This window comes from Psychrobacillus sp. FSL H8-0487, assembly GCF_038008385.1.
GTDB classification, from domain to species: Bacteria; Bacillota; Bacilli; order Bacillales_A; family Planococcaceae; genus Psychrobacillus; species Psychrobacillus psychrotolerans.
On the sequence record NZ_JBBOZA010000001.1, the window covers coordinates 1,439,394 to 1,466,262 of the forward strand.

The 26,869-nt window shown below is 35.6% G+C and carries 44 protein-coding genes; 42 read left to right on the forward strand and 2 right to left on the reverse strand.

The features are described from left to right. Nucleotide 1 precedes the first annotated feature (1 nt). On the reverse strand, nucleotides 2-601 hold the full coding sequence (locus MHI47_RS06940; RefSeq protein WP_340830174.1) for a LexA family protein: 600 nt from the start codon (nucleotides 599-601) through the stop codon (nucleotides 2-4). 170 nt (nucleotides 602-771) lie between these two features. Between MHI47_RS06940 and MHI47_RS06945 the strand changes: the two genes are divergently transcribed. The 17 genes from MHI47_RS06945 to MHI47_RS07025 all read left to right on the forward strand — a co-directional run bounded on the left by MHI47_RS06945 (nucleotide 772) and on the right by MHI47_RS07025 (nucleotide 9,794). Next, the gene (locus MHI47_RS06945) at nucleotides 772-1,020 is read left to right on the forward strand and encodes a helix-turn-helix transcriptional regulator (RefSeq protein WP_340830177.1); all 249 of its coding nucleotides are present in this window, start codon (nucleotides 772-774) and stop codon (nucleotides 1,018-1,020) included. A 10-nt stretch (nucleotides 1,021-1,030) separates the two neighbouring features. Further along, nucleotides 1,031-1,207 carry a helix-turn-helix domain-containing protein gene (locus MHI47_RS06950; protein WP_340830179.1) on the forward strand — a complete coding sequence of 59 codons (177 nt, stop codon included), beginning with the start codon at nucleotides 1,031-1,033 and terminating at the stop codon, nucleotides 1,205-1,207. After that, nucleotides 1,204-1,329: a hypothetical protein gene (locus MHI47_RS06955; protein WP_340830181.1), complete on the forward strand. Its 126-nt coding sequence runs from the start codon at nucleotides 1,204-1,206 to the stop codon at nucleotides 1,327-1,329. The genes MHI47_RS06950 and MHI47_RS06955 overlap by 4 nt, the downstream gene beginning before the upstream one ends. A 125-nt stretch (nucleotides 1,330-1,454) precedes the next feature. Next, a complete protein-coding gene (locus MHI47_RS06960) occupies nucleotides 1,455-2,147 on the forward strand; it encodes a hypothetical protein (protein WP_340830182.1) in 693 nt (230 codons plus the stop codon). Next, entirely contained in the window at nucleotides 2,144-2,416 is a 273-nt protein-coding gene (locus MHI47_RS06965; RefSeq protein ID WP_340830184.1) for a hypothetical protein, read from the forward strand. Before MHI47_RS06960 ends, MHI47_RS06965 begins: the two co-directional genes overlap by 4 nt. Continuing rightward, the gene (locus MHI47_RS06970) at nucleotides 2,406-2,627 is read left to right on the forward strand and encodes a hypothetical protein (RefSeq protein ID WP_340830185.1); all 222 of its coding nucleotides are present in this window, start codon (nucleotides 2,406-2,408) and stop codon (nucleotides 2,625-2,627) included. Before MHI47_RS06965 ends, MHI47_RS06970 begins: the two co-directional genes overlap by 11 nt. Nucleotides 2,628-2,642: 15 nt before the next feature. After that, entirely contained in the window at nucleotides 2,643-2,942 is a 300-nt protein-coding gene (locus tag MHI47_RS06975; protein ID WP_340830188.1) for a hypothetical protein, read from the forward strand. Nucleotides 2,943-3,018: 76 nt separating this feature from the next. Next, the gene (locus MHI47_RS06980; RefSeq protein WP_340830189.1) at nucleotides 3,019-3,573 is read left to right on the forward strand and encodes a host-nuclease inhibitor Gam family protein; all 555 of its coding nucleotides are present in this window, start codon (nucleotides 3,019-3,021) and stop codon (nucleotides 3,571-3,573) included. A 12-nt stretch (nucleotides 3,574-3,585) separates the two neighbouring features. After that, nucleotides 3,586-3,981 (forward strand): organic solvent tolerance protein OstA, encoded by a 396-nt coding sequence (locus MHI47_RS06985; RefSeq protein WP_340830191.1) that lies wholly within the window; start codon nucleotides 3,586-3,588, stop codon nucleotides 3,979-3,981. A gap of 18 nt (nucleotides 3,982-3,999) precedes the next feature. Next, nucleotides 4,000-4,722, forward strand: coding sequence for an AAA family ATPase (locus MHI47_RS06990; protein ID WP_340830192.1), 723 nt, complete (start codon nucleotides 4,000-4,002; stop codon nucleotides 4,720-4,722). After that, nucleotides 4,722-5,201, forward strand: a complete 480-nt coding sequence (locus MHI47_RS06995; protein ID WP_340762658.1) for a DUF669 domain-containing protein — start codon at nucleotides 4,722-4,724, stop codon at nucleotides 5,199-5,201. Before MHI47_RS06990 ends, MHI47_RS06995 begins: the two co-directional genes overlap by 1 nt. Nucleotides 5,202-5,288: 87 nt before the next feature. Beyond that, on the forward strand, nucleotides 5,289-7,625 hold the full coding sequence (locus MHI47_RS07000; RefSeq protein ID WP_340830194.1) for a phage/plasmid primase, P4 family: 2,337 nt from the start codon (nucleotides 5,289-5,291) through the stop codon (nucleotides 7,623-7,625). 321 nt (nucleotides 7,626-7,946) lie between these two features. Beyond that, a complete protein-coding gene (locus tag MHI47_RS07005) occupies nucleotides 7,947-8,171 on the forward strand; it encodes a primase-like DNA-binding domain-containing protein (RefSeq protein WP_340830197.1) in 225 nt (74 codons plus the stop codon). Next, nucleotides 8,159-8,584, forward strand: a complete 426-nt coding sequence (locus MHI47_RS07010; RefSeq protein ID WP_340830198.1) for a hypothetical protein — start codon at nucleotides 8,159-8,161, stop codon at nucleotides 8,582-8,584. Before MHI47_RS07005 ends, MHI47_RS07010 begins: the two co-directional genes overlap by 13 nt. 2 nt (nucleotides 8,585-8,586) lie before the next feature. Continuing rightward, nucleotides 8,587-8,967 (forward strand): YopX family protein, encoded by a 381-nt coding sequence (locus MHI47_RS07015; RefSeq protein ID WP_340830200.1) that lies wholly within the window; start codon nucleotides 8,587-8,589, stop codon nucleotides 8,965-8,967. Further along, complete coding sequence (locus tag MHI47_RS07020; RefSeq protein WP_340830202.1) at nucleotides 8,964-9,503, forward strand: ERCC4 domain-containing protein; 540 nt, start codon at nucleotides 8,964-8,966, stop codon at nucleotides 9,501-9,503. The genes MHI47_RS07015 and MHI47_RS07020 overlap by 4 nt, the downstream gene beginning before the upstream one ends. 18 nt (nucleotides 9,504-9,521) lie before the next feature. Continuing rightward, nucleotides 9,522-9,794 carry a hypothetical protein gene (locus MHI47_RS07025; RefSeq protein WP_340830204.1) on the forward strand — a complete coding sequence of 91 codons (273 nt, stop codon included), beginning with the start codon at nucleotides 9,522-9,524 and terminating at the stop codon, nucleotides 9,792-9,794. A 156-nt stretch (nucleotides 9,795-9,950) separates the two neighbouring features. Here the strand turns inward: MHI47_RS07025 and MHI47_RS07030 are convergent, their stop codons facing one another. Beyond that, on the reverse strand, nucleotides 9,951-10,100 hold the full coding sequence (locus tag MHI47_RS07030; protein WP_340830206.1) for a hypothetical protein: 150 nt from the start codon (nucleotides 10,098-10,100) through the stop codon (nucleotides 9,951-9,953). Between the two features lie 135 nt (nucleotides 10,101-10,235). Here MHI47_RS07030 and MHI47_RS07035 point away from each other — a divergent pair, with 135 nt between their 5' ends. The 25 genes from MHI47_RS07035 (at nucleotide 10,236) to MHI47_RS07155 (ending at nucleotide 26,869) form a co-directional block, all read left to right on the forward strand. Continuing rightward, entirely contained in the window at nucleotides 10,236-10,403 is a 168-nt protein-coding gene (locus tag MHI47_RS07035) for a hypothetical protein (RefSeq protein WP_340830207.1), read from the forward strand. A gap of 40 nt (nucleotides 10,404-10,443) precedes the next feature. After that, entirely contained in the window at nucleotides 10,444-10,611 is a 168-nt protein-coding gene (locus MHI47_RS07040; protein WP_340830208.1) for a hypothetical protein, read from the forward strand. Beyond that, nucleotides 10,604-10,816 carry a hypothetical protein gene (locus tag MHI47_RS07045; protein WP_340830210.1) on the forward strand — a complete coding sequence of 71 codons (213 nt, stop codon included), beginning with the start codon at nucleotides 10,604-10,606 and terminating at the stop codon, nucleotides 10,814-10,816. The genes MHI47_RS07040 and MHI47_RS07045 overlap by 8 nt, the downstream gene beginning before the upstream one ends. Next, nucleotides 10,813-11,046: a hypothetical protein gene (locus tag MHI47_RS07050; RefSeq protein WP_340830211.1), complete on the forward strand. Its 234-nt coding sequence runs from the start codon at nucleotides 10,813-10,815 to the stop codon at nucleotides 11,044-11,046. The genes MHI47_RS07045 and MHI47_RS07050 overlap by 4 nt, the downstream gene beginning before the upstream one ends. Beyond that, nucleotides 11,043-11,309 (forward strand): MazG-like family protein, encoded by a 267-nt coding sequence (locus MHI47_RS07055; protein ID WP_340830213.1) that lies wholly within the window; start codon nucleotides 11,043-11,045, stop codon nucleotides 11,307-11,309. The genes MHI47_RS07050 and MHI47_RS07055 overlap by 4 nt, the downstream gene beginning before the upstream one ends. A 9-nt stretch (nucleotides 11,310-11,318) precedes the next feature. Further along, nucleotides 11,319-11,711, forward strand: coding sequence for a hypothetical protein (locus MHI47_RS07060; RefSeq protein ID WP_340830215.1), 393 nt, complete (start codon nucleotides 11,319-11,321; stop codon nucleotides 11,709-11,711). A 24-nt stretch (nucleotides 11,712-11,735) separates the two neighbouring features. Further along, nucleotides 11,736-11,969: a hypothetical protein gene (locus tag MHI47_RS07065; RefSeq protein WP_340830216.1), complete on the forward strand. Its 234-nt coding sequence runs from the start codon at nucleotides 11,736-11,738 to the stop codon at nucleotides 11,967-11,969. A gap of 253 nt (nucleotides 11,970-12,222) precedes the next feature. Next, nucleotides 12,223-12,612: a hypothetical protein gene (locus tag MHI47_RS07070; protein ID WP_340830217.1), complete on the forward strand. Its 390-nt coding sequence runs from the start codon at nucleotides 12,223-12,225 to the stop codon at nucleotides 12,610-12,612. 75 nt (nucleotides 12,613-12,687) lie between these two features. Beyond that, nucleotides 12,688-12,906, forward strand: a complete 219-nt coding sequence (locus MHI47_RS07075) for a hypothetical protein (protein ID WP_340830218.1) — start codon at nucleotides 12,688-12,690, stop codon at nucleotides 12,904-12,906. A gap of 328 nt (nucleotides 12,907-13,234) precedes the next feature. Further along, nucleotides 13,235-13,426, forward strand: a complete 192-nt coding sequence (locus MHI47_RS07080) for a hypothetical protein (protein ID WP_340830219.1) — start codon at nucleotides 13,235-13,237, stop codon at nucleotides 13,424-13,426. Between the two features lie 23 nt (nucleotides 13,427-13,449). Beyond that, nucleotides 13,450-13,803: a hypothetical protein gene (locus MHI47_RS07085; RefSeq protein ID WP_340830220.1), complete on the forward strand. Its 354-nt coding sequence runs from the start codon at nucleotides 13,450-13,452 to the stop codon at nucleotides 13,801-13,803. 27 nt (nucleotides 13,804-13,830) lie between these two features. Next, nucleotides 13,831-14,166 (forward strand): HNH endonuclease, encoded by a 336-nt coding sequence (locus MHI47_RS07090; RefSeq protein WP_340830221.1) that lies wholly within the window; start codon nucleotides 13,831-13,833, stop codon nucleotides 14,164-14,166. 142 nt (nucleotides 14,167-14,308) lie between these two features. Further along, nucleotides 14,309-14,644, forward strand: coding sequence for a P27 family phage terminase small subunit (locus tag MHI47_RS07095; protein ID WP_340830222.1), 336 nt, complete (start codon nucleotides 14,309-14,311; stop codon nucleotides 14,642-14,644). Then, on the forward strand, nucleotides 14,637-16,316 hold the full coding sequence (locus MHI47_RS07100) for a terminase TerL endonuclease subunit (RefSeq protein ID WP_340830223.1): 1,680 nt from the start codon (nucleotides 14,637-14,639) through the stop codon (nucleotides 16,314-16,316). Before MHI47_RS07095 ends, MHI47_RS07100 begins: the two co-directional genes overlap by 8 nt. Before the next feature lie 72 nt (nucleotides 16,317-16,388). After that, nucleotides 16,389-17,474 carry a phage portal protein gene (locus MHI47_RS07105; RefSeq protein ID WP_340832013.1) on the forward strand — a complete coding sequence of 362 codons (1,086 nt, stop codon included), beginning with the start codon at nucleotides 16,389-16,391 and terminating at the stop codon, nucleotides 17,472-17,474. Next, complete coding sequence (locus MHI47_RS07110) at nucleotides 17,474-18,223, forward strand: head maturation protease, ClpP-related (protein ID WP_340830225.1); 750 nt, start codon at nucleotides 17,474-17,476, stop codon at nucleotides 18,221-18,223. The genes MHI47_RS07105 and MHI47_RS07110 overlap by 1 nt, the downstream gene beginning before the upstream one ends. 27 nt (nucleotides 18,224-18,250) lie before the next feature. Then, a complete protein-coding gene (locus MHI47_RS07115) occupies nucleotides 18,251-19,399 on the forward strand; it encodes a phage major capsid protein (RefSeq protein WP_340830227.1) in 1,149 nt (382 codons plus the stop codon). Between the two features lie 24 nt (nucleotides 19,400-19,423). Next, nucleotides 19,424-19,627, forward strand: a complete 204-nt coding sequence (locus tag MHI47_RS07120; RefSeq protein WP_340830229.1) for a hypothetical protein — start codon at nucleotides 19,424-19,426, stop codon at nucleotides 19,625-19,627. A gap of 5 nt (nucleotides 19,628-19,632) precedes the next feature. After that, on the forward strand, nucleotides 19,633-19,935 hold the full coding sequence (locus tag MHI47_RS07125; RefSeq protein ID WP_340830230.1) for a hypothetical protein: 303 nt from the start codon (nucleotides 19,633-19,635) through the stop codon (nucleotides 19,933-19,935). After that, complete coding sequence (locus tag MHI47_RS07130) at nucleotides 19,922-20,263, forward strand: phage head closure protein (RefSeq protein ID WP_340830232.1); 342 nt, start codon at nucleotides 19,922-19,924, stop codon at nucleotides 20,261-20,263. The genes MHI47_RS07125 and MHI47_RS07130 overlap by 14 nt, the downstream gene beginning before the upstream one ends. Next, nucleotides 20,264-20,668, forward strand: a complete 405-nt coding sequence (locus tag MHI47_RS07135; protein WP_340830233.1) for an HK97-gp10 family putative phage morphogenesis protein — start codon at nucleotides 20,264-20,266, stop codon at nucleotides 20,666-20,668. Further along, nucleotides 20,665-21,012, forward strand: coding sequence for a hypothetical protein (locus MHI47_RS07140; RefSeq protein ID WP_340830234.1), 348 nt, complete (start codon nucleotides 20,665-20,667; stop codon nucleotides 21,010-21,012). Before MHI47_RS07135 ends, MHI47_RS07140 begins: the two co-directional genes overlap by 4 nt. Before the next feature lie 24 nt (nucleotides 21,013-21,036). Beyond that, nucleotides 21,037-21,606, forward strand: a complete 570-nt coding sequence (locus MHI47_RS07145; protein ID WP_340830236.1) for a major tail protein — start codon at nucleotides 21,037-21,039, stop codon at nucleotides 21,604-21,606. Between the two features lie 61 nt (nucleotides 21,607-21,667). Further along, on the forward strand, nucleotides 21,668-21,988 hold the full coding sequence (gene gpG / locus MHI47_RS07150) for a phage tail assembly chaperone G (protein ID WP_340762632.1): 321 nt from the start codon (nucleotides 21,668-21,670) through the stop codon (nucleotides 21,986-21,988). Between the two features lie 207 nt (nucleotides 21,989-22,195). Further along, nucleotides 22,196-26,869 carry a phage tail tape measure protein gene (locus MHI47_RS07155; RefSeq protein WP_340830237.1) on the forward strand — a complete coding sequence of 1,558 codons (4,674 nt, stop codon included), beginning with the start codon at nucleotides 22,196-22,198 and terminating at the stop codon, nucleotides 26,867-26,869.

Below are 26,869 nucleotides of genomic sequence, written 5' to 3' on the forward strand. Positions count from 1 at the left end.
ATTAGAAATTCACGATTAACTTTTCTAAACGACCAATGATTCTTATGTTTCTATCCGTATTAGGATTGAAAATACGAGGAGGATATTTTTGATTTTCACTTTGAAGAATAAAGTTACCATTACTTCTAAAGATTCTTTTTAAAACAATTTCATCCTCTATACAAACAGCTGCTATCTCTCCGTTTTCAACTTCGTCTTGCTTTCTCATAAATAATATATCTCCATCAAATATTCGAGCACCTGTCATTGAATCGCCACATGCACGAACATAAAAATAGTCTCCGCTTTTTAACCACTCTTCAGGCGTAGCAATATACTCAGATGGTGTTTCGTAGATAACTAAACCTTCTCCACAAGATACATTTCCGTAAAGTGGAATATGAACTTCTTCTGAATTGTTATATTCTTCAACATCAAAAAAGTGTGTAAATGGAACATTAAATATATCTGCCATCATCATAATCTTATCCATTAATGGTTTATTAGCATCTCGTTCCCAAGCCGATACTGCAGTAGGAGCAACGCCTAATTTTTTAGCAAGGCTCTCTTGTGTGTATTTATGTTCTTTCCTTAAAGTTTTAATTTTTGTTCCAACACTCACGTTAATTCACCCCGAATTTAATAATAAATTAATTATATATTGTAACTGTAATAAAGTACAGTAAAACTGAAACTTTTATATCATTTTTGTATATAAGTACAGAAAGTGTGTTGTTTTTTGTTGAAACTACAGAAAATCTGTAGTATTGTAATAACAGGAGGTGAACAGATATGAATTATACTTTAGAACAAGCGCGAATATTAGCTGGGTTAACACAACTCGAAATGTCTAAAAAAATGAAGATGTCAGAGAAAACGTATATCCAGTACGAAAAGTATCGTCGCATTCTTCGTATGGATCAAGCTTACTTATTCATGAAACATGTGAACGTCCCGTTTAATAGTATAATTTTTTTTGCTGGTCAACTACAGAATTTCTGTAGTTCGAAAGGTGAAGTATTTAATACTCAGGTGAATTGAGGTGATTGGCTTGGAAAAAATTACTCTGACTGTAAATGAAGTAGCCGAATTATTAGGAGTATCTATTGGAACTATTTATACAATGGCAAGACTACATGAAATACCTCATAAAAAAATTCGAGGACGAGTTTTATTCCATAAAGAAACTATTGAAAAATGGTTTACCAATGAGGAGGTATCACAGTGAGAAAATTAAACAATTATTTCTTTGACACTGAATCTATTAATCTATCAGATGGTCTTTGGTTCTACGGAACATACATCGTCACAATTGCAATCACATTAGGAATATTCATTTCAATCTTATAAAGGAGATGAAGTAATTGAAACTTAGTAAATGGTTATCCATTCCATTAGAACAACGACTTGTGCTGATTAGTAATGCGATTAAGTCATCTAAAGTTTTCAAATAGAATCGAAGGGAGAAAACGATTATGAAAAATAGATTCAGAGATTTGAATGCTAAAGCAAAATTTCACTTAGAACAGTTGATGGAGGAAATTCATCATGTTGCTTATAACGAAGGTTATGAAGTTGGACATGAAGTTGGTAAGCAAGAACCAATCAAAGGTGTAAGACCTTTAACGGCAATATTTGATGAAATGCATGATGTTCCAATTTTAACGCCTAATCAACAACGTGCTGAATTGATACAGAAGGCTAAGGATTTTGTAGAAGCTATGAAATGTGGAGAAGGAAATGTTTTTGATAAAGTCGGTCGTCTTAGCAGATTAGAATTCTACAGAAAGAATAATAGAGTGACTTGTGTTATAAACCCTTGGGATAACTATTCTAAACGTTCCATTGGACGATCAACATGTTCACAAGGAGATGTATTCAACGAACATATAGGACAAGTAATTGCATTTGCTAAGGCAAAGAACATATCCATTCCAGTAGAGTTTTTGGAAGCTGTTCAACCGAGTGAGGTTTTGGTTGGGATGATAGTTAGAAATGAAAAAGAGTTTCCGGAAGCTGCAGAAGGACCAATTAACAGAGGTGAAATATTTAAAGTCGTTAAAAATGATAGACCTCCGACAAAAGGTGAATGCCAAACAAATTCTGGAATTGCTAAATCTGCAACCATCATCGACGACACAAATGCGCAATACGAGATTCCATCATGAATAAGAATATTCAACAACTAGCTGCAATGGTCGCTGTGGTTGATAAATCCATTCAAAACGATAATATGGAACAGATTATCAGTGTTGATGTTGTGAAATTTCCAGAAACAAAAATTCATATCACGAAAGAATTATTTCTATCCACTTTTTCCGAATATGAAAGAGGTCCACTTAAATATTTAGAAGGACAACAAGAATTGTTTGTTTACCTGGAAGGTATTAGAGTTTTCGCACTTACAGATATAGAAGGTGATTCAAATGCCGAATGACATCGAAAATCCAATATTAAGCGGTGGTCATCCACAGATTGATACTTACCAGTCAATTATTCTAGGCGATTGCACAAACACAAAATGTAATGAAGATATCTATTCTGGTGAAGGTTATGAATTTAATGGTCAATTATTTTGTGGAACACATTGTATTGGTGAGCATTTGGTTAATGAAGGACATGCTATTGAGTTGAGTGTGAGGTATTGAGAGGAGGTGTAATAAATGATTGTACGTGATTTAATCGCAAGTTTACTAGATTACGATATGGACGCTAAAGTCGAAATTCGAGTTGATTCGAAAGAAGATTCGTTTGATACAACTGAATTCGAAATGGAGGAAATTAGTTTTTCTTTCAGCAAATATGTAACTTTAAAAATTAAGCCAGATAGTCATGTAGTTGTTGATGAAGCTTCCTATGAAGATTTAAAACAAGAAAAAATTGAATCCGAAGAACTTGCAGAAAGAATGAGTTCATTTGTGGAAGAGTTGGAACAAAAGGTTAATGAAATGGAACTAAATTAAAAAAGACCCCTTTGCAGAGAGGTCCTTAAATCAATACATCTAATAATTATTATACACAAAATGGAGGGGAATATAAATGAACAAACTTCAAGAAGTTGAATTAGAAGAAATGGATTCGGTTGAATCTGAATTTAATAAATTCGAAATTAATGATATCGATAGCTTGAATTGGGCTTTTCGTAAATTATCAGCTTTAAAGTCTAAGGAAAAAGAAACGAAGCAACTTGCAGATAAGGAGCGCATTCGCATTACATCCTGGGAGCAAAAGGAACTATCAGCTGTGAGAAGTAGCATCGATTTTTTCGAAACGATGGCAGCTCAATATCATATGAAGCAACTTGCAGAAGATCCTAAGGCTAAAACAATCAGTACCCCTTATGGAAAAGTGAAATCAACAACTAGTAAGGCTCAACCGGATAAAGAAGATGAAGATAAGCTTCTCGCATTTGTTAAAGCGAATAATTTACCTTTCGTTAAAACCACTGAAGAAATCAAGTGGGGTGACTTGAAGAAAACGTTACAAGTCGTTGAAAAAGATGGTGTACAAATTGTAATCAATGTAAACGGACAAGCAGTTCCAGGTGCAACAGTAAAACCACAAACTACTACTTTCAAAGTAGAAATAGAATAGGAGACTAAATTCATGGCAAAAGTACAACTTAATCAAAAGGAACAACATTACGCAGGCACTCGTGAGCAAGCTGAAGAAATCGTTTTAACTGCTAAAGAAAACGAAAATCTTCAAATGCACAAAATCTCTGAGAAATATAACAAGTTTGGTCAATATTTCTTAATCGATTTAACTTTCGCTTATCAAACTCCTAAAGAAGTAATGGAGAGTCGTCCACAAGATGATGCGCCAGAAGGACAAATGACTATTGATGAAGGTGTTGAATACACTCTCGAAAAAGACGGCAGTATTTCTGTTCCTGAAGGTCAAATATCTGATGAAGAAATCGATGCAGTTGAATTTGTGGAAGAACAAGAGGAATCAGAAACACCAATAGATCCAGTAAATGATGATGAATTGCCATTTTAATAAAGGAGTGTGGAAGTATTGACTCAACAATTTGATTTCAGCACTCACAATGCAGAACAAATTACAGACAAACCTGGCAAAACTTATTTAACATATTGCCCACCTGGATTAGGAAAAACTCACACGTTGAATTTTCTTCCTGGTAAAACATTGGTGCTTGATGTAGATAGGACTAGCCATGTATTAAAAGGTAATCCAAATATCGACATCATATATGTTGATAATCAGAACACTTGGGATTTTTGGCAAGCGTTGTTACTTCACCTTGAATCAATCAAAGGGAAATATGACAACATTGCTATTGATAACGTTTCCGAATTGGAACGCTGCTTACTTTCAAACCTTGGATACATCGGAAAAAATCAAGGAGTTCCTGCACAAGGTGATTATCAAAAAATGCAATTCAGAGTAGTGAATAGTTTCAGATGGATGAAAAACTTAGCGGATCGCATTGTATTCACCGCTTGGGAAACAACGGATTTATATACGTCAGCAGATGGTCAACAATATAACCGGAGCTACCCTCAAATTAACGGGAAAATTCTTAACAACGTATTAGGTTTATGCGATGTAGTTGGTCGATTAATGATTAAGGATGAAGGTATTAGAGGATTTATATTAGAAGGCACTAATAGTATTTATGCAAAAAACCAATTAGACACTCGCAAAGGATGCAAGCAAGAAGACATTTTTCTATCAACATCCAATGATGAAGTGATCACAGAAGGAGAGAAAAAATAATGTCATTTTTTAAATTTGATGAAGAAAACGCAAGCTCGGGGTTTGAATTAGTAGCAGAAGGAAAATACGAAGCAACAATCGTTAATGCAGTTGCTGGATTAACAGGAAACAAAGATCCAAAAATTACAGTAGATTTTGAGATTCGTAGTGATGTTCCTCAAAATCATCAAGGTGCAAAGGTTTTATATAACACCTTCACATTCAGTCACGAAGTAGCGGTGAAGATTGTAAACTCTTTATTAAAATCATGTGGGTTCTCACATGGCCACGATTTCAAGGGTGCAGATGATATGGCTAAGCAATTAATCGGTAAGAATCTACAAATCACTATAAAGCACGAAGAATACGACAAAGAGGTAGATGGTAAGAAAGAGAAACGTACTGCTGCTAAAGCAAAATATTATGATGTTTCCACTATTAATCCACCTGTTTCATCGGCTGGTCCAATAGTTGTCGGCGATGACGATCTACCATTCTAAATAAAACTTAATAGAGAGGTCGGTATTTAGCTGACTTCTCTTTTTTTTACCCAAAAACAGAGAAATACATCAATATCGGAGGGCAATATGAAAGAAAATCCATACAATTTTAATGAAATCCCAGCTGAATTAAAAGCTCTCCCTCAATGGATTTTGTGGAAGTCTGAGAAAAAGGGTGAAAGATACACAAAGGTTCCATATCAAACAGATGGAGTTATGGCACAAGCGAATAACAGAAGTACCTGGTCCACATTTGCAACAGCCGTTAAATTTTACCTGGATGGTGAATATGACGGAATTGGTTTCGTATTCAGTCGTCAAGATAATTACATCGGAATTGATATAGACAAGTGTGTTGTAGATGGCAAGGTTAATACCTTTGCAAATGAGATCATCGAAACGATTGATTCATATACCGAATTCTCTCCAAGTAGAGAAGGTATTCATATCATTGTCAAAGGGAATCTTCCACAGAATGTTATTGGAACGGGTCGCAAAAATACGCAGCATGGATTAGAAATTTATTCATACGGTCGTTATTTCACCTTTACTGGAAATACGGAAAATGCAAATGAGATTTATGAACGAACAGATGAGTTGGCAGAAGTATTCGAACAATATTTTGATGATAGTGACATCCAAGGCCGAGTGAATCTAGCTGAATTTGAAAAAGATGAAATCAAACTTTCCAATGAATCATTATGGGAGAAAATGTTCCGTAGTAAAAATGGTGACGAGATCCGTAGTTTATACAATGGAAATTTACTAAAGGACGATCACTCAGGAAGTGATTTAGCATTATCCAACCATCTTGCATTTTGGACCGGTAAAAGTTCCACTCGAATGGATTCAATGTTTCGTGAAACAGGTCTTATGCGTGATAAATGGGATATTATCCATCATTCCAGTGGAGAAACATACGGGGAAAGAACAATTGCAGAAGCAATATCCTCTACTACTACAACTATTTTAGATAACAAACAGCAATACGAAGAATTTTCTTTTGACTTCCACAATGATGATGTAGAAGTTGTGGAGGACAAACCGAAAAAGAAATTTCGTTTGAACGAATTAGGAAATGCTGAACGTATTGCAAGTGAATATGGACACATTATCCGTTATGTAGGCGATATGGGATGGATGATCTGGGACGGAAAACGTTGGAAATTTGATAACAAAAAGCAAATTGAACGTATTGCAAACAAGGTCCTACGTGAATTAGAAAAATCAGAAGACGAATTCGAACGGAAATGGGCTCGATCTTGTGGCAAACGTAATATTCGTATGAATAGCATCAAAGATTTAATGCCGTTGGTACCAGGAGAAAGAGAAGAATTCGATATGCATAAGTATTTGTTCAATATCGAAAATGGAATTATTGATTTGAAAACAGGCAAGTTGCAGCAACACGATAGAGATTTGAGATTAACCAAAATATCAAGTGTCTCATTCGATGAAAATGCTAAATGTCCTGCATGGTTAAAATTCCTAGATCAAATATTCAAAGGCGATAAAGATTTTATTGATTACATGCAACGTTTGGTGGGTTATTCACTTACAGGTGACATTTCCGAACAGTCGATGTATTTCTTAGTCGGTAGTGGATCAAATGGTAAATCAACGTATGTGAACACTGTAAAAAACCTTCTTGGTGATTATGGATTACAAACGAAATCAGATACTTTTATCAAGAAAAAAGATACAGGTGCAAACAATGATATTGCCAGACTAGCTAGTGCACGATTTGTATCAGCTGTTGAATCAGAAGAGGGCGAAAAGTTACAGGAATCACTTGTAAAAACAATAACAGGTGGAGAGCCGATTTTAGCTCGTTTCTTGCGTCAAGAATTCTTCGAGTTTACACCTGAGTTTAAAGTGTTCTTCACTACAAACCATAAACCAATTATTGGTGGTGTGGATGATGGTATTTGGCGCAGGGTGAAGATCATTCCATTTACTTTAAGTCTAAAACCACATGAACGAGATAAAAAACTTGAAGAAAAGTTGTCGCTAGAAATGCCAGGGATATTAAATTGGGCAATTGAAGGCTGCCTGAAGTGGCAGAAGTCGGGCTTGAAAGAACCTCGTGTAGTAGTAGAAGCAACAGGTAACTACAAAGAGGATATGGATATTTTAGCGCCATTCTTAAATGAAGCTTGCTACATCGATGAACCAAAAAATGAATCCATCAAAATCGAAGCGAAAGAATTATACAACGTTTATGACAGTTGGTGCTATAAATCCGGCGAACGTACTCTGGGGAATCGATCGTTTTATAGAATGTTGGAAACAAAAGGTTTTGGAAAAGTAAAAGGTGCAGGAAATAAATCATTTTTAACAGGAATTACCATAAAAGAGCGTGCGCCCGTTACTAAAGGTGTTACCGAAAACAGTGAAAATGGTTTTTTTAAGGTCATTCAATAACCCAAAGTTACTTTAAATAATCCTTAGTAAAATAGTATGAATTAAGTAATGCCAACGCTTTAAGTTAGATATTTATTAATATAGTTATTTTAGTTATTGGGATATTAGTTAATAAAAAATAAAAAATATATATATACAGTCTCTTAAGAGCACTAACCTGGTTTTTCGATAACGAAACTAACTTTTTAAGGTGAAAATAGAGTTGAACTATTGATACTACAACGTTTCCGAAGATTTTCCTTTAATAACTTTCGGTTGCTTAAGGGTTATTTTAGTTAGTTTAAGCGCATCTTTTAAAATATTGATAACGAGGTGATATAAATGGATGAATTTATCAGAGAGAATATTGTAAAAAAAGAAAATCATGAAATAACGCAAGATGAAGTATATGCAAGATATTTGAGATATTGCGAAGCAATAAATATTAAACCTCTAAATAAAGTTTGGTTCGGAAGAAGTATGAACGTATTCGATTTCAGCACAAAACAGATTGGAAATAATACAAGAATTTATCATGGTTTGGGGCTGAATGAATGCAAGTATTAAAGATCCTATCAGACATTTGGAAAAGTGGTGCTGATATGAAATTAGATTCTGATGGACAAATTGAATTGAAAAATCATCAATTAGTACCAGCGGAAACAATGAAGGTTGCTGAAGGTATATTTCCAAAAATCGAAAAATGGTTCCAATCATGGAAAAACGAAAGTAGTGAAAATATCACACTTATGAAAATGGTTCATCAAATGTGCGGATGGCAACAAAACGATAAATTGAATGAATGGCTATGTGCTGAAGATGATTCACTCGAATTATTTAACGACTGGATGATCATGCTCGCTCAAAATGGTTGGATAGATATTTATTCCGATTTTCGATTATATGCAAATGATGAATCTATAAAAATGGGAAAAGAATTATATAAGCGTGCGGTGATGTATGCGAAGAAAGGGGCATGACGATGAGAGAGATTAAGTTTCGTCTTTGGTGCAAAGATTTAGAAGAAATTATTGAGGTTAATAAAATGGGGTTCGAAAACAATGAGTTATGGTACATCGAATGCATTGACCATGATAAAGAGTTACTATACTTCTCAGAAAAAAATGACCATGTATTAATGCGATACACAGGCCTATTGGATATCAAAGGTAAACAGATTTATGATGCTGATTTAATTAAAGATGACGAAAACTTCATTTGGGAAGTCATTTACAAGCAAGGTGCTTTTTACGCTAAGTGTGATGATTTGATGGCAGTACAATTGCTTTCATCAGTAAATCTATTCGGAGTTGTTGTAGGAAACAAATACGATAATCCTGAATTGTTAGGTGATACGAATTGATTTCTTACCATTACACAGATACCGAATTAAATAAAATTCTTAAAACACTCACGATTGTCGTTGATACTCGTGAAAATGTAAATGGCCATATCCTTGATTATTTGAACCAAAAGCAAATACCAGTGAAAATTCAAAAATTAGATACTGGTGATTATGGTTGCATGATTCCTAGAAATGAAGAGTTAGGAATAACACGAGATATTTATTTAAGTAGTCGCGTTGAACGTAAAGCACACATAGATGAGATCACAGGTAACTTACAAAAAGATACACGTTCTGCATTTGAAAATGAGTTAATTCGTTCGCAAGGCATTCCCTTCACTTTAATTGTGGAGGACCAAGACGGTTACTCGAAAATGATAAATGGTAAATATCGTTCGAAATACAATCCTTTAGCTTTACTTGGAACACTGAATACTTTCAAAGCAAAATATAATTTTGAAATTGTCTATATGGATAAGAAATTCAGTGGAAATTGGATATATCACCACTTTTATTACCAAGCTAAGCATTATTTAAAATCAGGAGCTTTTTAATATTAAAGGAGTGTTCACATGACAACAAATCCATATGGATATATGCAAAACAACCAAATAACAATCAATCGTGGAACTATCGAAGAATTAAACTCTGCTATTGCTGATTTAGTAGAACGTGGATATGAAGTAGTTAAACGTGATGATACTGAATCTGTTACCTATGGGAAGAATTTCAACTATAACGATGGTCGTGGAAGTAGATATAAATACAAAGGTGATGATGTTAGTTTTTCGAAGTGTAGGGCGGTTATGAGAAGAATTGTACCTTATGGGGAGGAATCAAAATGATTACCGACATTATCATTCTAGTAATAGCTATTGGAGTTCTTGTAAATAGTTTTGCTGTTATAAATTTAGTGAAGCGTGTTAAACGATTGGAGAAGTAACTGCAACGTTGACACATAATGCGAAATCCAAAATACAAATTAACCTTTTAAAAAGTATTTATTCTAAGTGAGAAGTGGATTCACCATAAATATACACAGCTTCGGTTAAAAGCTGAATATCACATTTTATATGTTCTTTGATCTCCAAACATTCACATAAGTAATAGTCATCAATTAATTTATTTAGTTCTTTATAAATAAGATTCATAACAAACACCTCCTTTTAATAGTACCTTAGTATTGATTATTATGCCCTATTGTTAAGGCAACGAAACATTAAAATAAAATAATTACCAAAATTGTCGCAGTCGACACATTAGGCGAGATAAGGAGGAATAGAAAATTGAAAAGATGGGATTGTGATATGTGCAATACAGATATAGAGGTTGCTGATGATTACGAAGCTGAGATTTGTTGTAGTGGTTATATGTGTGGTTGCTACGGAAAGCCAGTAAATCCTGTACTTTGTGACAAATGCGAAGAACAATTATTCGGAAAATCAATAAATTAGTTTACAACGCAGTTCGACCAAAAGGTGAAGGAAGGAAACCATGAAAACTCAATTTACAAATGAAGAACTTAAAATCATGAGACAACATAATGTGCCTGAGACAGTGGCGTACAACAGGTTTCATTTTCAAAAGTGGACTAAGCAAAGAGCCATTACAGAAGAATTACATTATGGCAAAGGTAGGAGGAAGGTGAAGGTAGATGTCTGACAAACAACGATTAGCTTCTATTAAACACAATTTAATCCCTAACATTCACACGTTAGGATTAGAACTCGATACGCAAAAAGCAATAGTCAGTGATATTCGATTCCTAACTGAACAAGCACAAAGTCTTGAGAATGCAGTCAAATGGGGACAAGAAAAGGAAAAAGAAGCAAAGCAATTGCGTAAACAACTGGAGGCATTGAATTGACTATAGATGAAGAAATCATAGCAAATGATATCTTGCGTGAAGTAAGTAATTTACTAGAATTACAGACTGTTAAAGGAATAGCTAAATATGGTCATACTGTTGAACCGGATTCGCTTTCTGTTCTCCAATGGCATAAGCATCATCGAGAGGAATTATTAGATTCTCTTGTATATACAACAATATTAATAAATCAGATGGAAAAGGCTCTATCTGTGGAGGGAAAACAATGAACTACGAAACAACCATGGTTACAGTCAATACACATATACTCCAGGAACGTTTTAGACAAAATATTAAATGGGGTAAGCAAAATCATAACAATGGTAGATGGTTAGCAATCCTCGGTGAAGAGTTCGGAGAAGTATGTGAAGCAATGCAACAAGGTAGTATTGCCAGTAAAGATACCGATGCGAATAATCTTTATGAAGAATTAATACATGTAGCTGCTGTTGCGAGTGCATTTGCTGAACAGGTATTAAGAGACGGAAAGTAGGTGGTCCATGTGTATGAATGGTTAAAAAACTATCAAAATCTTGAAGATGAAATTGCAGATTTAGAATTTAATATTAATCGAAATAAAAACGAACTAGATCGTTGGGTTTCTGGAGACTTAATAAAAGTAAAATTAACTTCTGAGAGCCATGGTGCTCAGTTGGAAGAAATAATTGAAGTAGCTGAACGTGAATTAGCAACTAAAATGAACGACTTAGAAGATATGAAAAAGTTAATTAACACATTTAGAGGACTAGAAAACAAAATTCTTTATATGAAGCATGTGGAGGGTAAAACACTTATTTCAATTGCAGATGAAATAGGTAAAAGTCCAAATTATATTTACAATAAGCATGCACAGATTATGAAGATGATTGATTATGCACACAGCGTGAATGGTTGACATATGGGAGGAAGGAGTGAATCCATGAAGGTCAGAAAAGAATACCGAGTATGCGATAGATGCGAGGATAAAATAAATGAACGTTGGTATAGATTGGTTAACATAACAAGGTTTAAAAGAAGATTGATCGTAGAAGGACATGTACTCGATAGAGCGTTTGACTTATGCGGAAAATGTACCGAAAAGTTTGATCGTTTCATGGAAGGTTCTCTTGATGATGACAAACCAACAGAACACGAAAAGTATTTTCGGAAATAACAAATCTTAGTAACCAAGGAATTTCAGAAACCTAACTTAATGTGATGTTAAGTTGTAATTAAATTATAGAAGCTATTGAAAAAACCAATTATTATAAGACTATAAAGAACCGACGAAAAAGTTCTTTAAAGTTTTCTCCCTTCGAAAAAAGCATCTGGACTTAATTGTTCGGGTGCTTTTATAATGTAAAATTACTAGAAGGACTTTCCCTTTTACTTGTCGAATAGTGACAAAAAGAAAGGGGAGTGTATAAATGAAAGATTTATTAAAAGTTCTTACGGTACAAGAAGGATCAGTAGATAAGTATTTAAATGAGGGTTGGGAAATAATTGACACAACTAAAGAAGGTTACGGTGATGGAGGATTCTATTTAAAATATCACTTAGGACTATCAACTAGATCGATGATGAAAAAATATAAAGAGATTATTGATACTTACGAGGATTATGGTTTTAAAGAACAATTATTCGAAAAGGTCGCTGTCAATAATGGTGAAAAATACGAGGATTACTCCAATACGCAAAGCGGTCGGAGAACTAAAGATATAACGACAGACTTTATGGAAAGATATGAAAAGGTTGTTCATGATAAAGAAGTTGTTTATTTTAAGAAGAATGATAAAGATGGAGAGATTTATTTTTAAATAGTTTTATCAAATTTCTATCAGTGACAATCATTTCCAATCACATTATGATTAGTGTGGAGGGAGGTGTTATGCATGACAAAATCGCCTACATTATTAGAGGCAATAGAATTTACTCCTGGTGGAGGAGCACTGCTTGGTGTAATAAAAGAAACAATGAGACTCACTGGTTTAACGAAAGAGGAAATTAGTGAAAGATTAGAACCGTACACTGATATAATTTTACGTGAGAGTCCTTTAACTGATGAAGAAATAAAAGAAATTACCGCTGTACTTTTAAAGAAAAATAAATGACAAAATCAGAGTCACATCCATTCGGGTGTGGCTTTTTATTATACATAAAAGGATGTGACTGTATGTGTTTAAAGTGTTCCTTGATGCCTTTATTTGAAAAGGGTGTAGAAAGAAGGCTCGAAGAATCAATAATGCAAGGCACAACACCAAGATACAACCATAAAAACAATTACAGAAATGGTATACGGAACATGCTTAAAAGGTAATCGAAAATCCTGAAAGGATGTGGTCATTCTTGAATACTGATAAGTCAAATCGAGAAAGGGAATGGTGATCCATTATCTGTGAGCTATCAGTTGAATAGTAAATATGATTGTGGAGGGATTACGTGACTATAACGAAAGTAATAGATTGGCAAAGCTTAAATGGTAAGTCATTAAAGATCATTGTAGCTGAACCAAACAATACGGTTATTGGGATAGATGAAGAATCAGGTAAGTCTTATGTGTTACATCAAGAACAACCAATGATGTTAAGAACATTTGATATAGAACCTACTAAGAGGCGTGGTTGGTTATAACAATTGATTGTGGAGGGATATGAATGGCAAATAAATGTTTCAACTATCCAAATTGTAACAATGAAGCAACAACAGAATTTTGTCCCGAATGTTTAATGAATGGAGGAATCAAGGTGGAGAAAGTAAATGATAGATTAACAAAAGAAGATCTAACAAACCTATTCGATGTAGCACGCGAGAAACAATTACCATTTATATTTGTATCAATTGAAGCTGAAGGCATAAAAGAAGTAATCGCTTTTCCTTCTGAATCATTCGATGCTAAAGAAAAGTTTTACAACAACGCTTACAGTGATGAGTTAGTACATGTAATGAATAGCAAAGTACGTATCACTAATGTTATTGCTGGGGATGTTGCAGCATTACTTTACATTTAACTGAGAGTAACAGGTAGGTGATTAACATTGTCTGAATACAAATCAGTAGAACAAAAAGCAAAGTTCTATAACAGTTATGCATGGAGAAAGTTATCTAAACACATTAAACAACGTGACAACAACGAATGCCAAGAATGTAAACGCAACGGTAAAGTTTCTATTGATACCAATGAATACAGTGAGAAAGCAAAGCGAAAGAAAATAAAACTCGTTGTCCATCACATTAAAGAACTAGAGCATCATCCAGAGTTAGCATTAGATACAGACAATCTCGAAGTAGTATGCGTTGATTGTCACAACAAAGAACATGATCGTTCATTCGAAAAGAAGATAAACAAATGGGAATCAGACGAGAGGTGGTAAGGATTATGAATAAAAAAATAAATATATTACCCCCCCTCAAAATATTTTGAGAAAAAACTTTTGGCCCTACACCGGTTGGAGCCTGTTCTGTCCAGATTTTTAGAGAAAAGCATGAATCCACGTGAGAGGGGGGAGGGGTATATTGGAAATCGAGAAATTAGAACTGCAATTGATGAGTCGTATTGATTGCGACGACTTGATTGAAGTCAAAAAAATTAAACGTTACATCCAGCTGATAAATTTAGATATTCAATGTGATGCTGCTATTGAAAAAGATGGGGCTACAATTATTGTCGAAAATGGCAAACAGCGATATATCAAGACGCATCCGGCCATGACAGAAAAAATGAAAATTAATACTCAGCTAATTGCTCTTGAAAAGTCATTCAATTTTGTTAGCGAAGGAGCAGCCCCTTCCTCTACTGCATCAACTGTGGAAGGAAAAGAAGAATTTACGGATGCTGATTTAGTTGATTAGTAATAAGTATGTAGATGAATATATTCAGCTCTATGAATCTGGGAAGATAAAACTAAATAAAGAACGGATCCAACTGATTGAATATTTGCAAGAGCATGTATTGAATCGGAATGATTTGTATTTCAATGACGAAATGATTGAGAACTGTATTAAGTTTGGTGAGAAGTGGTATTTTCCACTGCAGCCATTCCAAAAGTTCTTGATAGCATTCGTCTTTTTATTTTTCACTAAGAACGATCGCGTATTTTACCGTAAGCATTTATGGATGATTGGTCGTGGTGCTGGTAAGAATGGTTTGATTTCAGTAATCACTCATTTCTTAACAACTCCCCTTCACGGAATACGTGAATATAACGTCTCTATCGTCGCGAACAGTGAAGAACAGGCGAAGACATCCTTTGATGAAACATACGGTGTAATCGGACGAAATAGCACCTTAAAAGCGATGTTCGCACGAACGAAAGAAAAAATTACAAATAAGAAAACAGAATCTGTTTTAAAATACCGTACATCCAATGGTGAAACAAAAGATGGTTTACGTGACGGTATGGTTGTGTTTGATGAAATTCATCAATATGAATCAAACAAAGATGTAAGGGTTCATGTTAGTGGTCTTGGTAAAAAAGCAAATCCACGTGAATTTTATATTGGTACAGATGGATATGTGCGTGATGGATTCTTAGATAAGTTGAAAGAAAAGGCTTTGAAGGTATTACGTGGAGAAGCAAGAGCAAATGCCTTGTTCCCCTTTATCTGCAAATTGGATGATGAATCAGAAATCGATGATGCATCTAATTGGGAGAAATCTAATCCAATGTTATGTGAACCTCGTAGCGGTTACGCACAAGGTTTATTCGACACCATATTTGAAGAGTACGAAGATTTAGAGGACGATCCTTCCAATCGTGAAGAATTCATGACAAAGCGTATGAATTTACCTATTACGGATTTGGAAAAGTCAGTTGCGAAATGGGAAGAAATTCTTGCTACTAACCGACCTATTCCGGAGGATGAATTAATAGGTCGCGAATGTATCGGATGTTTGGATTATGCGAGTATTCGCGATTTCGCTGCATGTGGCTTGTTGTTCCGCGACAACGGTGATTATATTTTCAAAACGCACTCATACGCACGTAAAGAATTTGTTGATAAATTCTACAGCTATTCTAAGAAACATGACGCAGAAATGGCTGGGAAGAAAAAATTTGCGCCTATCCGTAAATGGGAAGAAGAAGGTCTTCTTACTGTGATAGATGCAGAAACAATAGATCCTAATGCAATTGTGCAATGGTTTGTGCAGATGCGCGAATTATATAATATCAAAAAAATTATTGCCGATAATTTCCGAATGGAATCATTGAGACCTCTCTTTGAAGCTGAAGGATTTGAAGTGGAAGTGGTGAGGAATCCAAAAGCCATCCACAGTTTATTAGCTCCACGTATTGAAATGGCATTTGCGAACAGAAAAATTATTTGGGGAGATAATCCTTTAATGAATTGGTACACAAACAATGTCCTGGTGTTTATTAAAAAAGATGGCAACAAAGAGTATTTGAAGAAAGAGCCGATTCGACGTAAAACAGACGGCTTCCAAGCTTTCGTACATGGCTTATACAGAGCAGATGAGATTGTGGAAGACAGTAGTTTCTTCATCGGTGATATTGATTTCTAAAGGGGGTGATAAAATTTGGGATTCTTAGATGCAATTTTTAAAAGAAATAGCGAGTTAGAATTTTTGTTTGATATGGAATTATTCGAAGATAAAGCCAAGAGATTACACATGAAAAAGCTAGCTATAGAAACGTGCATTTCGTTTATCGGGAGGACGATCAGTCAATCGGAATTTAGAGTGAAAAATGGCGATACCTTTATAAAAGATGAACTGTATTACCGTTTGAATGTACGGCCCAGTAAAAATGTGACGGCTAGTACGTTTTGGCAAACATTTATTTATAAATATATTTTCGAAAATGAGTGCTTAATTATTCAAGCAGATAAAGGTGATCTATTAATAGCGGATAGCTTTATTCATAAAGAATATGCGGTATTTGATGATATATTTTCAAATGTTGTTGTGAAAGATTTCGAATTCAAAAGGACTTTCAAGCAAAGTGAAGTTATTCATCTAAGATATGGAAATGAAAAATTAACTCCACTAATTGATAGTCTATTCACAGATTACGGGGATTTGTTCGGCAGCGTTTTAAAAGCTCAAAAAAGAAAGAACCAGATTCGCGGAACCGTAGATATGGATATGACTACTGCCAAAACTGAAGAAGAACGTGAAAAACTAAAAGGCTATATCAATAAGCTTTACGATGCATTTGAAAAGAAGGACATTGCAATTGTTCCTCAACAAAAAGGCGTTAAATACGAAGAAGTATCATCCAATGGATTAGCTGGTCAAAGCGTAGATGAAATTAATAAAGTGACAAATGGATTTTTAGATCAAATTGCATTTGCTCTTGGTATTCCTATTAGTCTTTTGCGAGGAGATATGGCTGATGTAGAAAAACAGACGAAGAACTATATGTTTTTTACCATTGCTCCTTTGCTGAAAAAGATAAAAGATGAAGCTAATGTAAAGTTTTTTACTCAAAAAGAATACCTTGCCGGACAGAGTATTGAGATTCGAAAAGCTTCATATCGTGATATTTTCGACTTGGCTACTTCTATTGATAAATTGAAATCCTCAGGTTTTGCTAGTAGTAATGAATTAAGAGATGTAGCAGGATGGGAAAGGGTAGATGATCCAATTATGGACGCTTACTTTGTCACTAAAAACTATCAAGAAGGTTCAGAAGCACTTAAAGGGGGTGAGAATGAATAATGCGTAGAAATTTGAAAGAGGATTTTTTAAAGTCCTTCAAAAACCAGTCTCACATTGAGCAATTAAAAAAAGTTGAGCGTAAGTTCGAAACGTTTCAAAATGAAACAACGAATGCTACAGAAATAACGATATACGGAATTATCGGAGATTCATGGTGGGATGATTCAGTTTCAGCAGCGGATATTGATAATGCTCTTAAATCTATTAATGGTGATATTGTTATCAACTTAAATAGTCCTGGTGGTGACGCTTTTGACGGTATTGCTATTTATAACCGCTTGAAGAAACATGATGGCAAAGTAATTATCAATATTGACGGTTGGGCGTGTTCAGCAGCTTCAGTTATTGCAATGGCAGCAGATGAATTAAATATGGGTATGGGATCAATGATTATGATTCATGAAGCGAGCACTATTGTATGGGGCAGTAAAACGGACATGCGTAAAGAAGCGGATGTTTTAGACAACCTAGAGGATGGAATCATTGATATCTACATGACTAAAGCAAATGTTGAACGTGAAGAAATGCGTAACATGGTAGATGCTGAAACGTGGTTTAGTGCACAAAAAGCAATTGAAATTGGCTTCGCTACTGCTACATCATCAACTGTGGAGGACAATGACGACGATGAACTAACTCAAATGAAAGTAGAAATGCAAGCTATGAAAGATGAGCTACATCAATTAAAAAATATGGAACCAGAAAAGCCAACTCCTGTTAAACAAAACAGAGCAGTAAGGCTTTTTTAATTACACAAAAAATGGAGGAATTATATAATGACAATTAAATTCAACAAATCAGAAACGTTTCAAAATGCAAAAGCAGCACTTACTGCAGTTTTATCAAAAGAGGAAGTAACAGAAAAGGAAACAACTGAAGCGTACGAAAATTATTTCTATGCACTTCAAACTGAAGTTTCTACTGCTATTCGAAACCAAGTTAATGACGAAATGCTTGACCGTTCTATTATTCAAAATAGAGGGCAAAATGTTTTAACTTCTGAAGAGACAAAATTTTTCAAGAACGCTGTAGAATTTGGTGGATTTGATAAAGAAACAATTCTACCGGTAACTACACAGGAACGTATCTTTGAGGATATCGTTCAGGAACATCCATTACTTGATGCATTAGGACTTCAAGATCTTGGTGCAGTAACTCGCTACATTTACTCTGATGCTGAAAAGAACTTTGTATGGGGTGAATTGTTCGGTCCTATTGCTGGTCAAATTGCTGCTGGTTTCAGAGAAGAACAAATTTCTCAATTGAAACTTACTGCTTTCGCTGTTCTACCAAATGACATGATTGAACTTGGACCAGTGTGGGTTGAGCGTTATGTGCGTACTGTAGCGGTTGAAACTATCTCTGTTGGTCTTGAATACGGTTTCGTTAATGGTAATGGACAGTCTCAACCAATCGGATTAATGAAAGATAAGAATCCAGATACAGGTGCTATCACAGATAAAGTTTCATCTGGAACTTTAACTTTCGCACCATCGGAACGTGGTGAGGTTATAGCAGGAGAACTTTATGGGGTGGTTAGTGCTTTATCTAAGAATGCAAAAGGTGAAACTCGTAAGGTGAAAAATAAAGTAGTTATGGTAATCAATCCTATTGATGAAATTGCAGTCTCTTTCCGTAATACTATTCAAACAGCAAATGGTCAATGGGTAATGGCACTTCCATATAACCTTCAAGTTGTTGAGTCAGAAGAAATCCCTGTTAAAAAAGCACTATTCTTTGTAAAAGGTGAATACGTTGCTGCAATCGCAGGTGGTTACAAGTTGAAGAAATTTGATCAAACTTTAGCTATGGAAGATGCAACTTTATTTACAATCAAACAGTTTGCGAATGGTAAACCAAAGGACAACAATGCTGCATTAGTTTATGACTTGGATATTGATTTTACAACTACACCATCAGTCTAATAAATAGAAAAGGAGTAGATGAAGATGGCATACGAAGTAATTAACAAATTCATTGATTCTGAGGACAATAACACACTCTATAACGTAGGTGATAAGTATCCGAAAGGAGACTTCAAACCTACCAAAAAACGTATTGATGAATTATCCAAAGTACATCCGAAGTACAAGGTTGCTTTTGTTAAAGAAAAAGAGCAGCCGAAGGATAAAAAGAAATCAACAAAGGAGTGAGTTGAATGGATGTAACTCCTGAAATTTTAAATGAGTTTAAAGAAAGGATGCGATTAGGGGATGATGAAGATTCAAACCTATTACGTATCCTTTTATCATCCCTACAAGCTTTGACTAAGGTTTGTGGGGATTATGATATCCAAACTGACGAGACGTTTAAAGAGCTTGTTTTTGAGCGTTCTCGTTATGCTTATAATGATTCATTGGAATACTTCAATGATAATTTTCTAAGCATGATTAATAGTTTAGGAATCTCTAAAGCCTTGGATGAAATTGTGTTAGAAGGTGATGCAAATGCAGAAATTTAAATATAAACCTAAACCAAATGCAGGGAATATGAGGCATCGAATCACCTTTCTAAAACCACCAGGTGAAATAGTAAACGGTTGGCCATCCAAAGAATGGTCGGAGCATGTGACTGTGTGGGCTGAAATTAAAACATTAAAAGGCGCTCGATTATTTGAAGCAGCAGCTGTTCAAATGCAAGATATGAAAACTTTCGGGATTCGATACCGTGATGATGTGAGTGACAATATGAGGATCCGTCATAAAGGACAGGATTACGATATAACCTCTATGACAAATGACGATGAGAAGGATGAATATTTCACCATTCTTGTTCGGGAGGTGCTTTGATTGGAATTACAACTAACAGGTTTGGAAGAAACACTTCAAAACTTAAGTAGCTTAAATATATCGGAGCAACTAGAAAACAAAGCATTAAACAAAGCCGGGAAAATTACTCAAAAAGCAATTATTGCTGAAGCAAACTTTGGCGATCGTTCTGATGGAGTAATCAAGGAGAATATCAAACTAAAGCGTCCAAAAAATGGCGAGGTTGTCATCCACACTGGACGAGCTTATCATTCTCATATACTTGAGTTTGGACGAAGCGCAGGGTCTACCATAACCAAAGGCGGAAAAAAAGTAACGTGGGGTAAAATTAATCCAAATCCATTTTTCTCTCGAGGATACGAACAAAGTAAATCAGAATCTATGAATGCAATAATCGAAGAAATTCAGGGAGCGCTAGGACTATGAGAGATATAGTTGATTTGGTGTCGTCCACACTTACAAGCATTGGAGTTAAATCTGCTTTTCAATCGTATCCACCAGGACCCAATGGTTTACCTGCTGAGTATGTTACTTTTTTAGAATATACTTCAAATCCTTCATTAGAAGCCGCTGACAAGGAAATAGAAACCGAGAGACTAATACAAGTAAATGTTTGGTCAAAGGGCAACTACTATCAGCTTGTGGAGGACATACGCAAGGTACTAGAACAAACAGGATTTCAACGAACATCAGAATTTGATGCACCTTATACAGATGGCGATTCGCACTTTAACAAAGTGTTGCGATTCGCTTTTTTTGATGAATATTAAAAAACACTAGGAGGAATTACAAATATGGCTATTCAAGAAAAAGTAGAAAAAATTAGTCTTAAAAAATTACATTACGCGGTGATGACAGATGAAACAACAGAGGAGCACGGAGAAGTTAAAACAATGAACATGCCTATTGAATTAACTCTTACTCCCAACTTTTCAGAAGGTACATTTGATGCAGGAGATCAAGTAGTTGCGAATGAAGTTCAACTGGATACGATTACACTTGCTGGACAAGTCGCTGATTTACCTTCAGAAGTACAAGCGGACTGGTATGGTCACCAATTATCTGATGATAAAGGTGTAATTATGAACACTAATGATACACCTAATTACTTAGCGATTGGTTTTGAATCAGGATCTAAATTAGTTTGGTTATTTAAAGCTAAGATTCGTCCAACTGAAGAATCAAATGCTACGAAGAAAAAAGGTGAAATTGCATATAAACAAAGTGGATTCAGTGGAGAAGTTATTCCGTTAGCAGATGGAACGCTTAAACACACAATACGAACTACTGATCCACTTGTTACAGAAACACCAACTACATTCTTTGCAACTGTTAAAAAACCAGTAGTAACACCAACACCATAATTTGAGAGGGGTCTAGTACCTCTCTTTTTTATTTATCAAAATAAGAAATGAGGAATTATACATGAAGATAGTATTGCGTGTGGATGGCAAAGAAAGAACATATACAGAGGATTTTGTAAAAGGAATCGTCTTTCGAAAAGCTTTGGAATTGAACAAGAAAGTTCGTGAAGCAACTAACGTTGGTGAAGCTGAATTTTATGATGAATTCGTTGATTTTCTAGCGTTCGCATTTGGTAATCAATTCACTGCAGAAGAAGCTTGGGATGGATTGAGTGTTACACAGATTCAAACAGAGCCAACTCGTATATTCAACGAAGTATTAGGCTTAGGGGGATTAGTTACTCAACCAGGTGATGAAGAGGGAAACGAAACGGGGAAGTAACAGATTTCGATTCCTATGAATGGATAAAAGGTTGGTATCGTGAGCGAATGCAAGAAGGATATAAACTACATGAAATAGATCAAATGGATATTAGATTTTTCTTTGAATTACGAATGATTGAAATGGAAAATGTCACAGCTGATGAATTGCCATGGCTGTGATTTTTTGTGTTCAAAAATAAGACAGTGACTGAAAGACGGTGAGAATATGACAACAGAAATTGGAAGTTTAGCAGTTTCCCTATCCATGGATGCTTCGAATTTTAACGGATCCATCAATCAGATGAATAGACATCTTAGTTCAATGGGTTCTGAATTAAGAGCTGCTAAAGCATTAGGTGCAGATTATGGAAAATCTGTGGAGGGATTAACATCTAAAAAAGAAATATTAACAAGATCCGTTGCTACTTCATCAGTTAAATTAACCGAAGAACGTCGTAAGTATGATGAATTAGTTGCTAGTGGAACAGCGAATGAAGCAACGCTAGAACGTCAAGCTAGACGTGTAAATGAAGCACAAACTCAATATAACCGTTTAACTACAGAATTAAATGAAGTTACAGAAGAATTGCGAATTCAATCCTCTGCATGGACTCAAGCCGGAGAACGTATGGAAGCTGTCGGCAATAAAATGAAAGCTATTGGCGACGGTATGACTAATGTTGGTAAGAAAATGTCCATGGCAATTACGGCACCAATTGTCGCTGCAGGTACTGCATCAGTTAAAATGGCAGCAGATTTTGAAGCACAAATGGATAGAGTTGGAGCAATAGCCGGTGCTACTGCAGGAGAAATGGATGCATTGAATGAATCTGCATTGAGATTAGGTGCCGATACTTCAAAATCTGCAAGCGAAGTAGCTGTTGCAATGGAAGATATGGCGGCTATGGGATTCAATGCAGTGGAGATTATGGGTGCTATGCCTGGTGTAATTTCAGCTTCTGAAGCATCTGGTGAATCGTTAGCATTAGCAGCACAAACGGTTGCAGCAGCTTTAAATGTATGGGGACTTGAAGCATCTGAAGCAAGTAGAGTGGCGGATGTCTTGGCAATGGCGGCTAATACGTCAGCTGCAGGAATTGACGATATGCAATTAGCGTTTAAATACGCAGGTGCACCAGCGGCAGCATTAGGAATACAACTTGAAGAAGTAGCAGCTGCTATTGGTATTATGACGGATTCCGGTTTAGATGGCTCTAACGCAGGTACTGCTTTACGTGCATCTTTATTAGCATTAAATAATCCAGCTAAAGCACAAGAGAAAATAATGAAGCAATTAGGATTTTCTTTAACAGATAGTAGCGGAGAAGCTAAAAGTCTATCTGGAATAGTTGGAGATTTAGCTAAGTCACTGGAAGGTGAAACGGAAGCGCAAAAGGTAGCAACGCTTGCAAAATTAGTCGGAACAGAAGCGGTTAGTGGATTCCTTGCGCTGATTAAAGCAGGTCCAACAGAAATAGATAAAATGACTACAGCACTTGAAAATAGTGGTGGAGCTTCTGCCGAAACTGCTGCTAAGATGAAAGACAATTTAAATGGTGCTCTTGAAGAATTGGGCGGAACTATTGAAACTGCAGCAATAACTATTGGTAATAAACTAATTCCAACTCTTCGAGAAGGCGCAGAATCTATCCAAGGAATGGTAGATAAGTTCAACGCTCTTTCACCAGAAGCACAAAAGAATATTCTTGTAATGGCAGGAATAGCGGCAGCAATTGGTCCTGTATTAGTTATAGGTGGAACATTAGTTAGTTCAATCGGTGCAATTATTACGGCAGCAGGAGCAATGGCTGGAGCAATAGGTGTTGCTGGAGGTGCTACTGCCACTTTTGGTGGAGCATTAGCAGTTATCACCGGTCCTATTGGATTAACAGTAGCGGCAGTAGCAGGACTTGGATTGGCAGTCGGTTTGATTGCTAAAGATTTAAGGGAAGATGCAATTCCAGAAGTTGATAGATTTGGAGAAAGTGTTTCAGAATCTACCAAAAAGGCATTAGGATCATACTTCGAATTATCTGATGGTGTATCGCAGTCGATGGCTAACCTATCTATAACTTCTGGAACAGTTACTGAAGAAATTAAAAATAGCATGGTAGCTCAATTTGATGAAATGAATAATCAAATTTTAGCAGGTATGGAACAAAAGCATGCTGAACAAATTGAAGAATCGAGAATTTTCTTTGCGAATTCAAATGTGCTTTCGGATGAGCAAGAAGCTAGAATTTTAGAACGCCAAGTTAATTCTTCAGCGCAACAAAAAGCAGAACAACAAGATCGCGAAGATAGATTTAATGCAATTATAGAAAAGGCTTATCAAGAAAAAAGAGAATTAACAACTATAGAAGAGGCAGCGATTAACGGTATTAAGGAAGAAATGAATCGAGCTGCAGTTAAAAATCTATCTGACAGTGAAATTGAGCAAAAGATTATTCTTGAACGTATGGCTTTGGCGGCAGGAGATTTATCTGCACGACAAGCAGCGGAAGTTGTAAAAAACTCGGCTGAGCAACGCGATAAAACCATCAAAGCTGCAGAAGAACAATACGACGGTCAGTTGGGTTGGATTATCCGTCAACGTGATGAAACACATGACATAACAAAGGAACAAGCCGACCGAATGATTGCTGAAGCAGGCAAGTCAAGAGATTCTACAGTTGCTCACGCTAAAGGCATGCATAGTGAAGTAGTAGGAGAAGCAAAAAAACAAGCACAAGGACATGTTAAAGAAGTTGATTGGGAAACTGGTCAAATCAAGTCTAAGTGGGGAGTTTTATGGGGTGATTTGAAAAAGGGGTGGAATGATTATACATCCTACCTAACTAACACCAACATGAAGCAAATTGGTGTAGATCTCATGAGCGGATTAAAGAATGGGATTGACTCCATGGGCGGAGCTATTATCAAATCAATGAAAGATGTTTCAGGATGGATTACTAAAACCATTAGAACAGATCAAGAAGTCAAATCTCCATCTCGTAAAATGAAGCGCATCGGAGTAAACATTGGTGAAGGATTAGCTATTGGTATTGCTTCCACAAAGTCTATAAATGAAAAAGCGATAAATGAAGTCGGTAAAACTATTACAGACGTAACCAAAAAGAACGCTTCTGAGATAGCTAAGATAGCATCTGATGCAGAAAAAGAACGGACTGCTATACAAAAAGAAAGTGCAGCTAAAATTGAAGAAATAGAGCGTAAGTCAGCACAAAATGTGGAGACGATTCAAAAAACATCCGTCAATAAAAAAGGAGCGCTTACTGCATCTGGTTCACAACGTTTAATTAATGATAAACGTGATACTGCCGCTAAGATCGCAAAAATTGAAGAAGATGAGCAAAAGAAACTTGCGAAAGTTAATGATAAATCTTGGGCTGACATACAGAAAAAAGAACAAGAAATATCTAATGAACGTCTTAGTTCTGTAAAAAAATTCATCTCCGATAAAAAAGCAGCTGAAGAAATTTCGTTAAATGATGAAGTGGAAATTTGGAAGGTTTCAATTAAACATTTCAAAGATGGTACAGAAGAAAAAAGAATTGCTCAACTAGCTTTGCGAGATGCTCAACGTGCAGTTGATAAAGAAATGCTTGAATCAGGTATTGCTTACATCGATGAAAAGAAACGACTTGGTCAAATTTCTCTTCAAGATGAAATCAGATTGCTAGATGAACTTAGTTCGCATTTTGCCGAACACTCTACTAAATTTGAAACTATCCAGAAACGTAAAGCACAAGTGGTGAAGCAAGTTAATGATGATGTCATTAGAATCAATGAGAATTTTTCCGCTAAGATGGTCGATATCGATAAAAAGATGTCAGACGGAATATTAAAAGCTAATGAAGAACTTGCGAGTAAAACGAAGTCCATTAATGAGCGTTTGGCAGCTGATACTTTAAAAGCTAAAGAAGAATTAGCTACTAAATCACAATCGATAAACGATCGATTAATTGCGGATCAACAACGCTTAACTGATGAGTATGCTAAAGCTGTGGATGACCAGTACAAAAAAGTACTTAACTCCACTGGACTATTTGAAAGATTCGATATGATTCCAAAACAATCAGGTGATGCTCTTTCTAAAAATCTACAATCTCAATTAGATGGCTTAAAAAGTTGGGAAGCGGAAATCGGTAAGTTATCGAACAAAGCGATTGACGATGGTTTACTAGCTGAATTAAAAGAGATGGGACCTAAAGCTCTTCCACAGTTATTAGCCCTTAATTCAATGACTGAAGAACAGTTGAGTAATTATTCGAATATGTATCAAGAAAAATCAGCATTTGCTCGCGCTTCAGCTGAAAAAGAAATGGCAGGATTGAAAGAAGATACTCAGCGACGTTTGGAAGAATTACGAGCAGTTGCTAATGTGGAATTAGAGCAACTTAAAAATGACACATATATCCGTATTAATGAAATGCGAATGATAGCAGATTCGGAATTAGCGCAATTAAGAACTGATACAAATTTCCGTATTACAGAAATGCGTTTTGCTGCTAATGAGCAATTGAACTTGTTAAAAACAGAGTGGGTTACTGAGATTAACAACATTACGAAAGCCACTGACGAGGAATTTAAGTCGTTGACAGATGTCGGTAAGAACGCAGGACAAAACTTACTAGACGGATTAGCTTCAATGGAATCATCTTTGGTTGAAAAAGCGAGAAATATTGCAATGGCAGTTAATGCAGCATTACAAAGTACGCTTGGTGGTTCTGGAACTGTGGATATTAGTGGAGTTGGTGCTTCTGGAACATCTTATACACCATCATCAAAAAGCTATACTGCATCAAGTACGATTAACGTATATGCACCAACAGCAAGCGCATCTGAAATAGCACGCAAAAACCAACAATTGCAACGAGATTTAGCTATGCAATGGTAA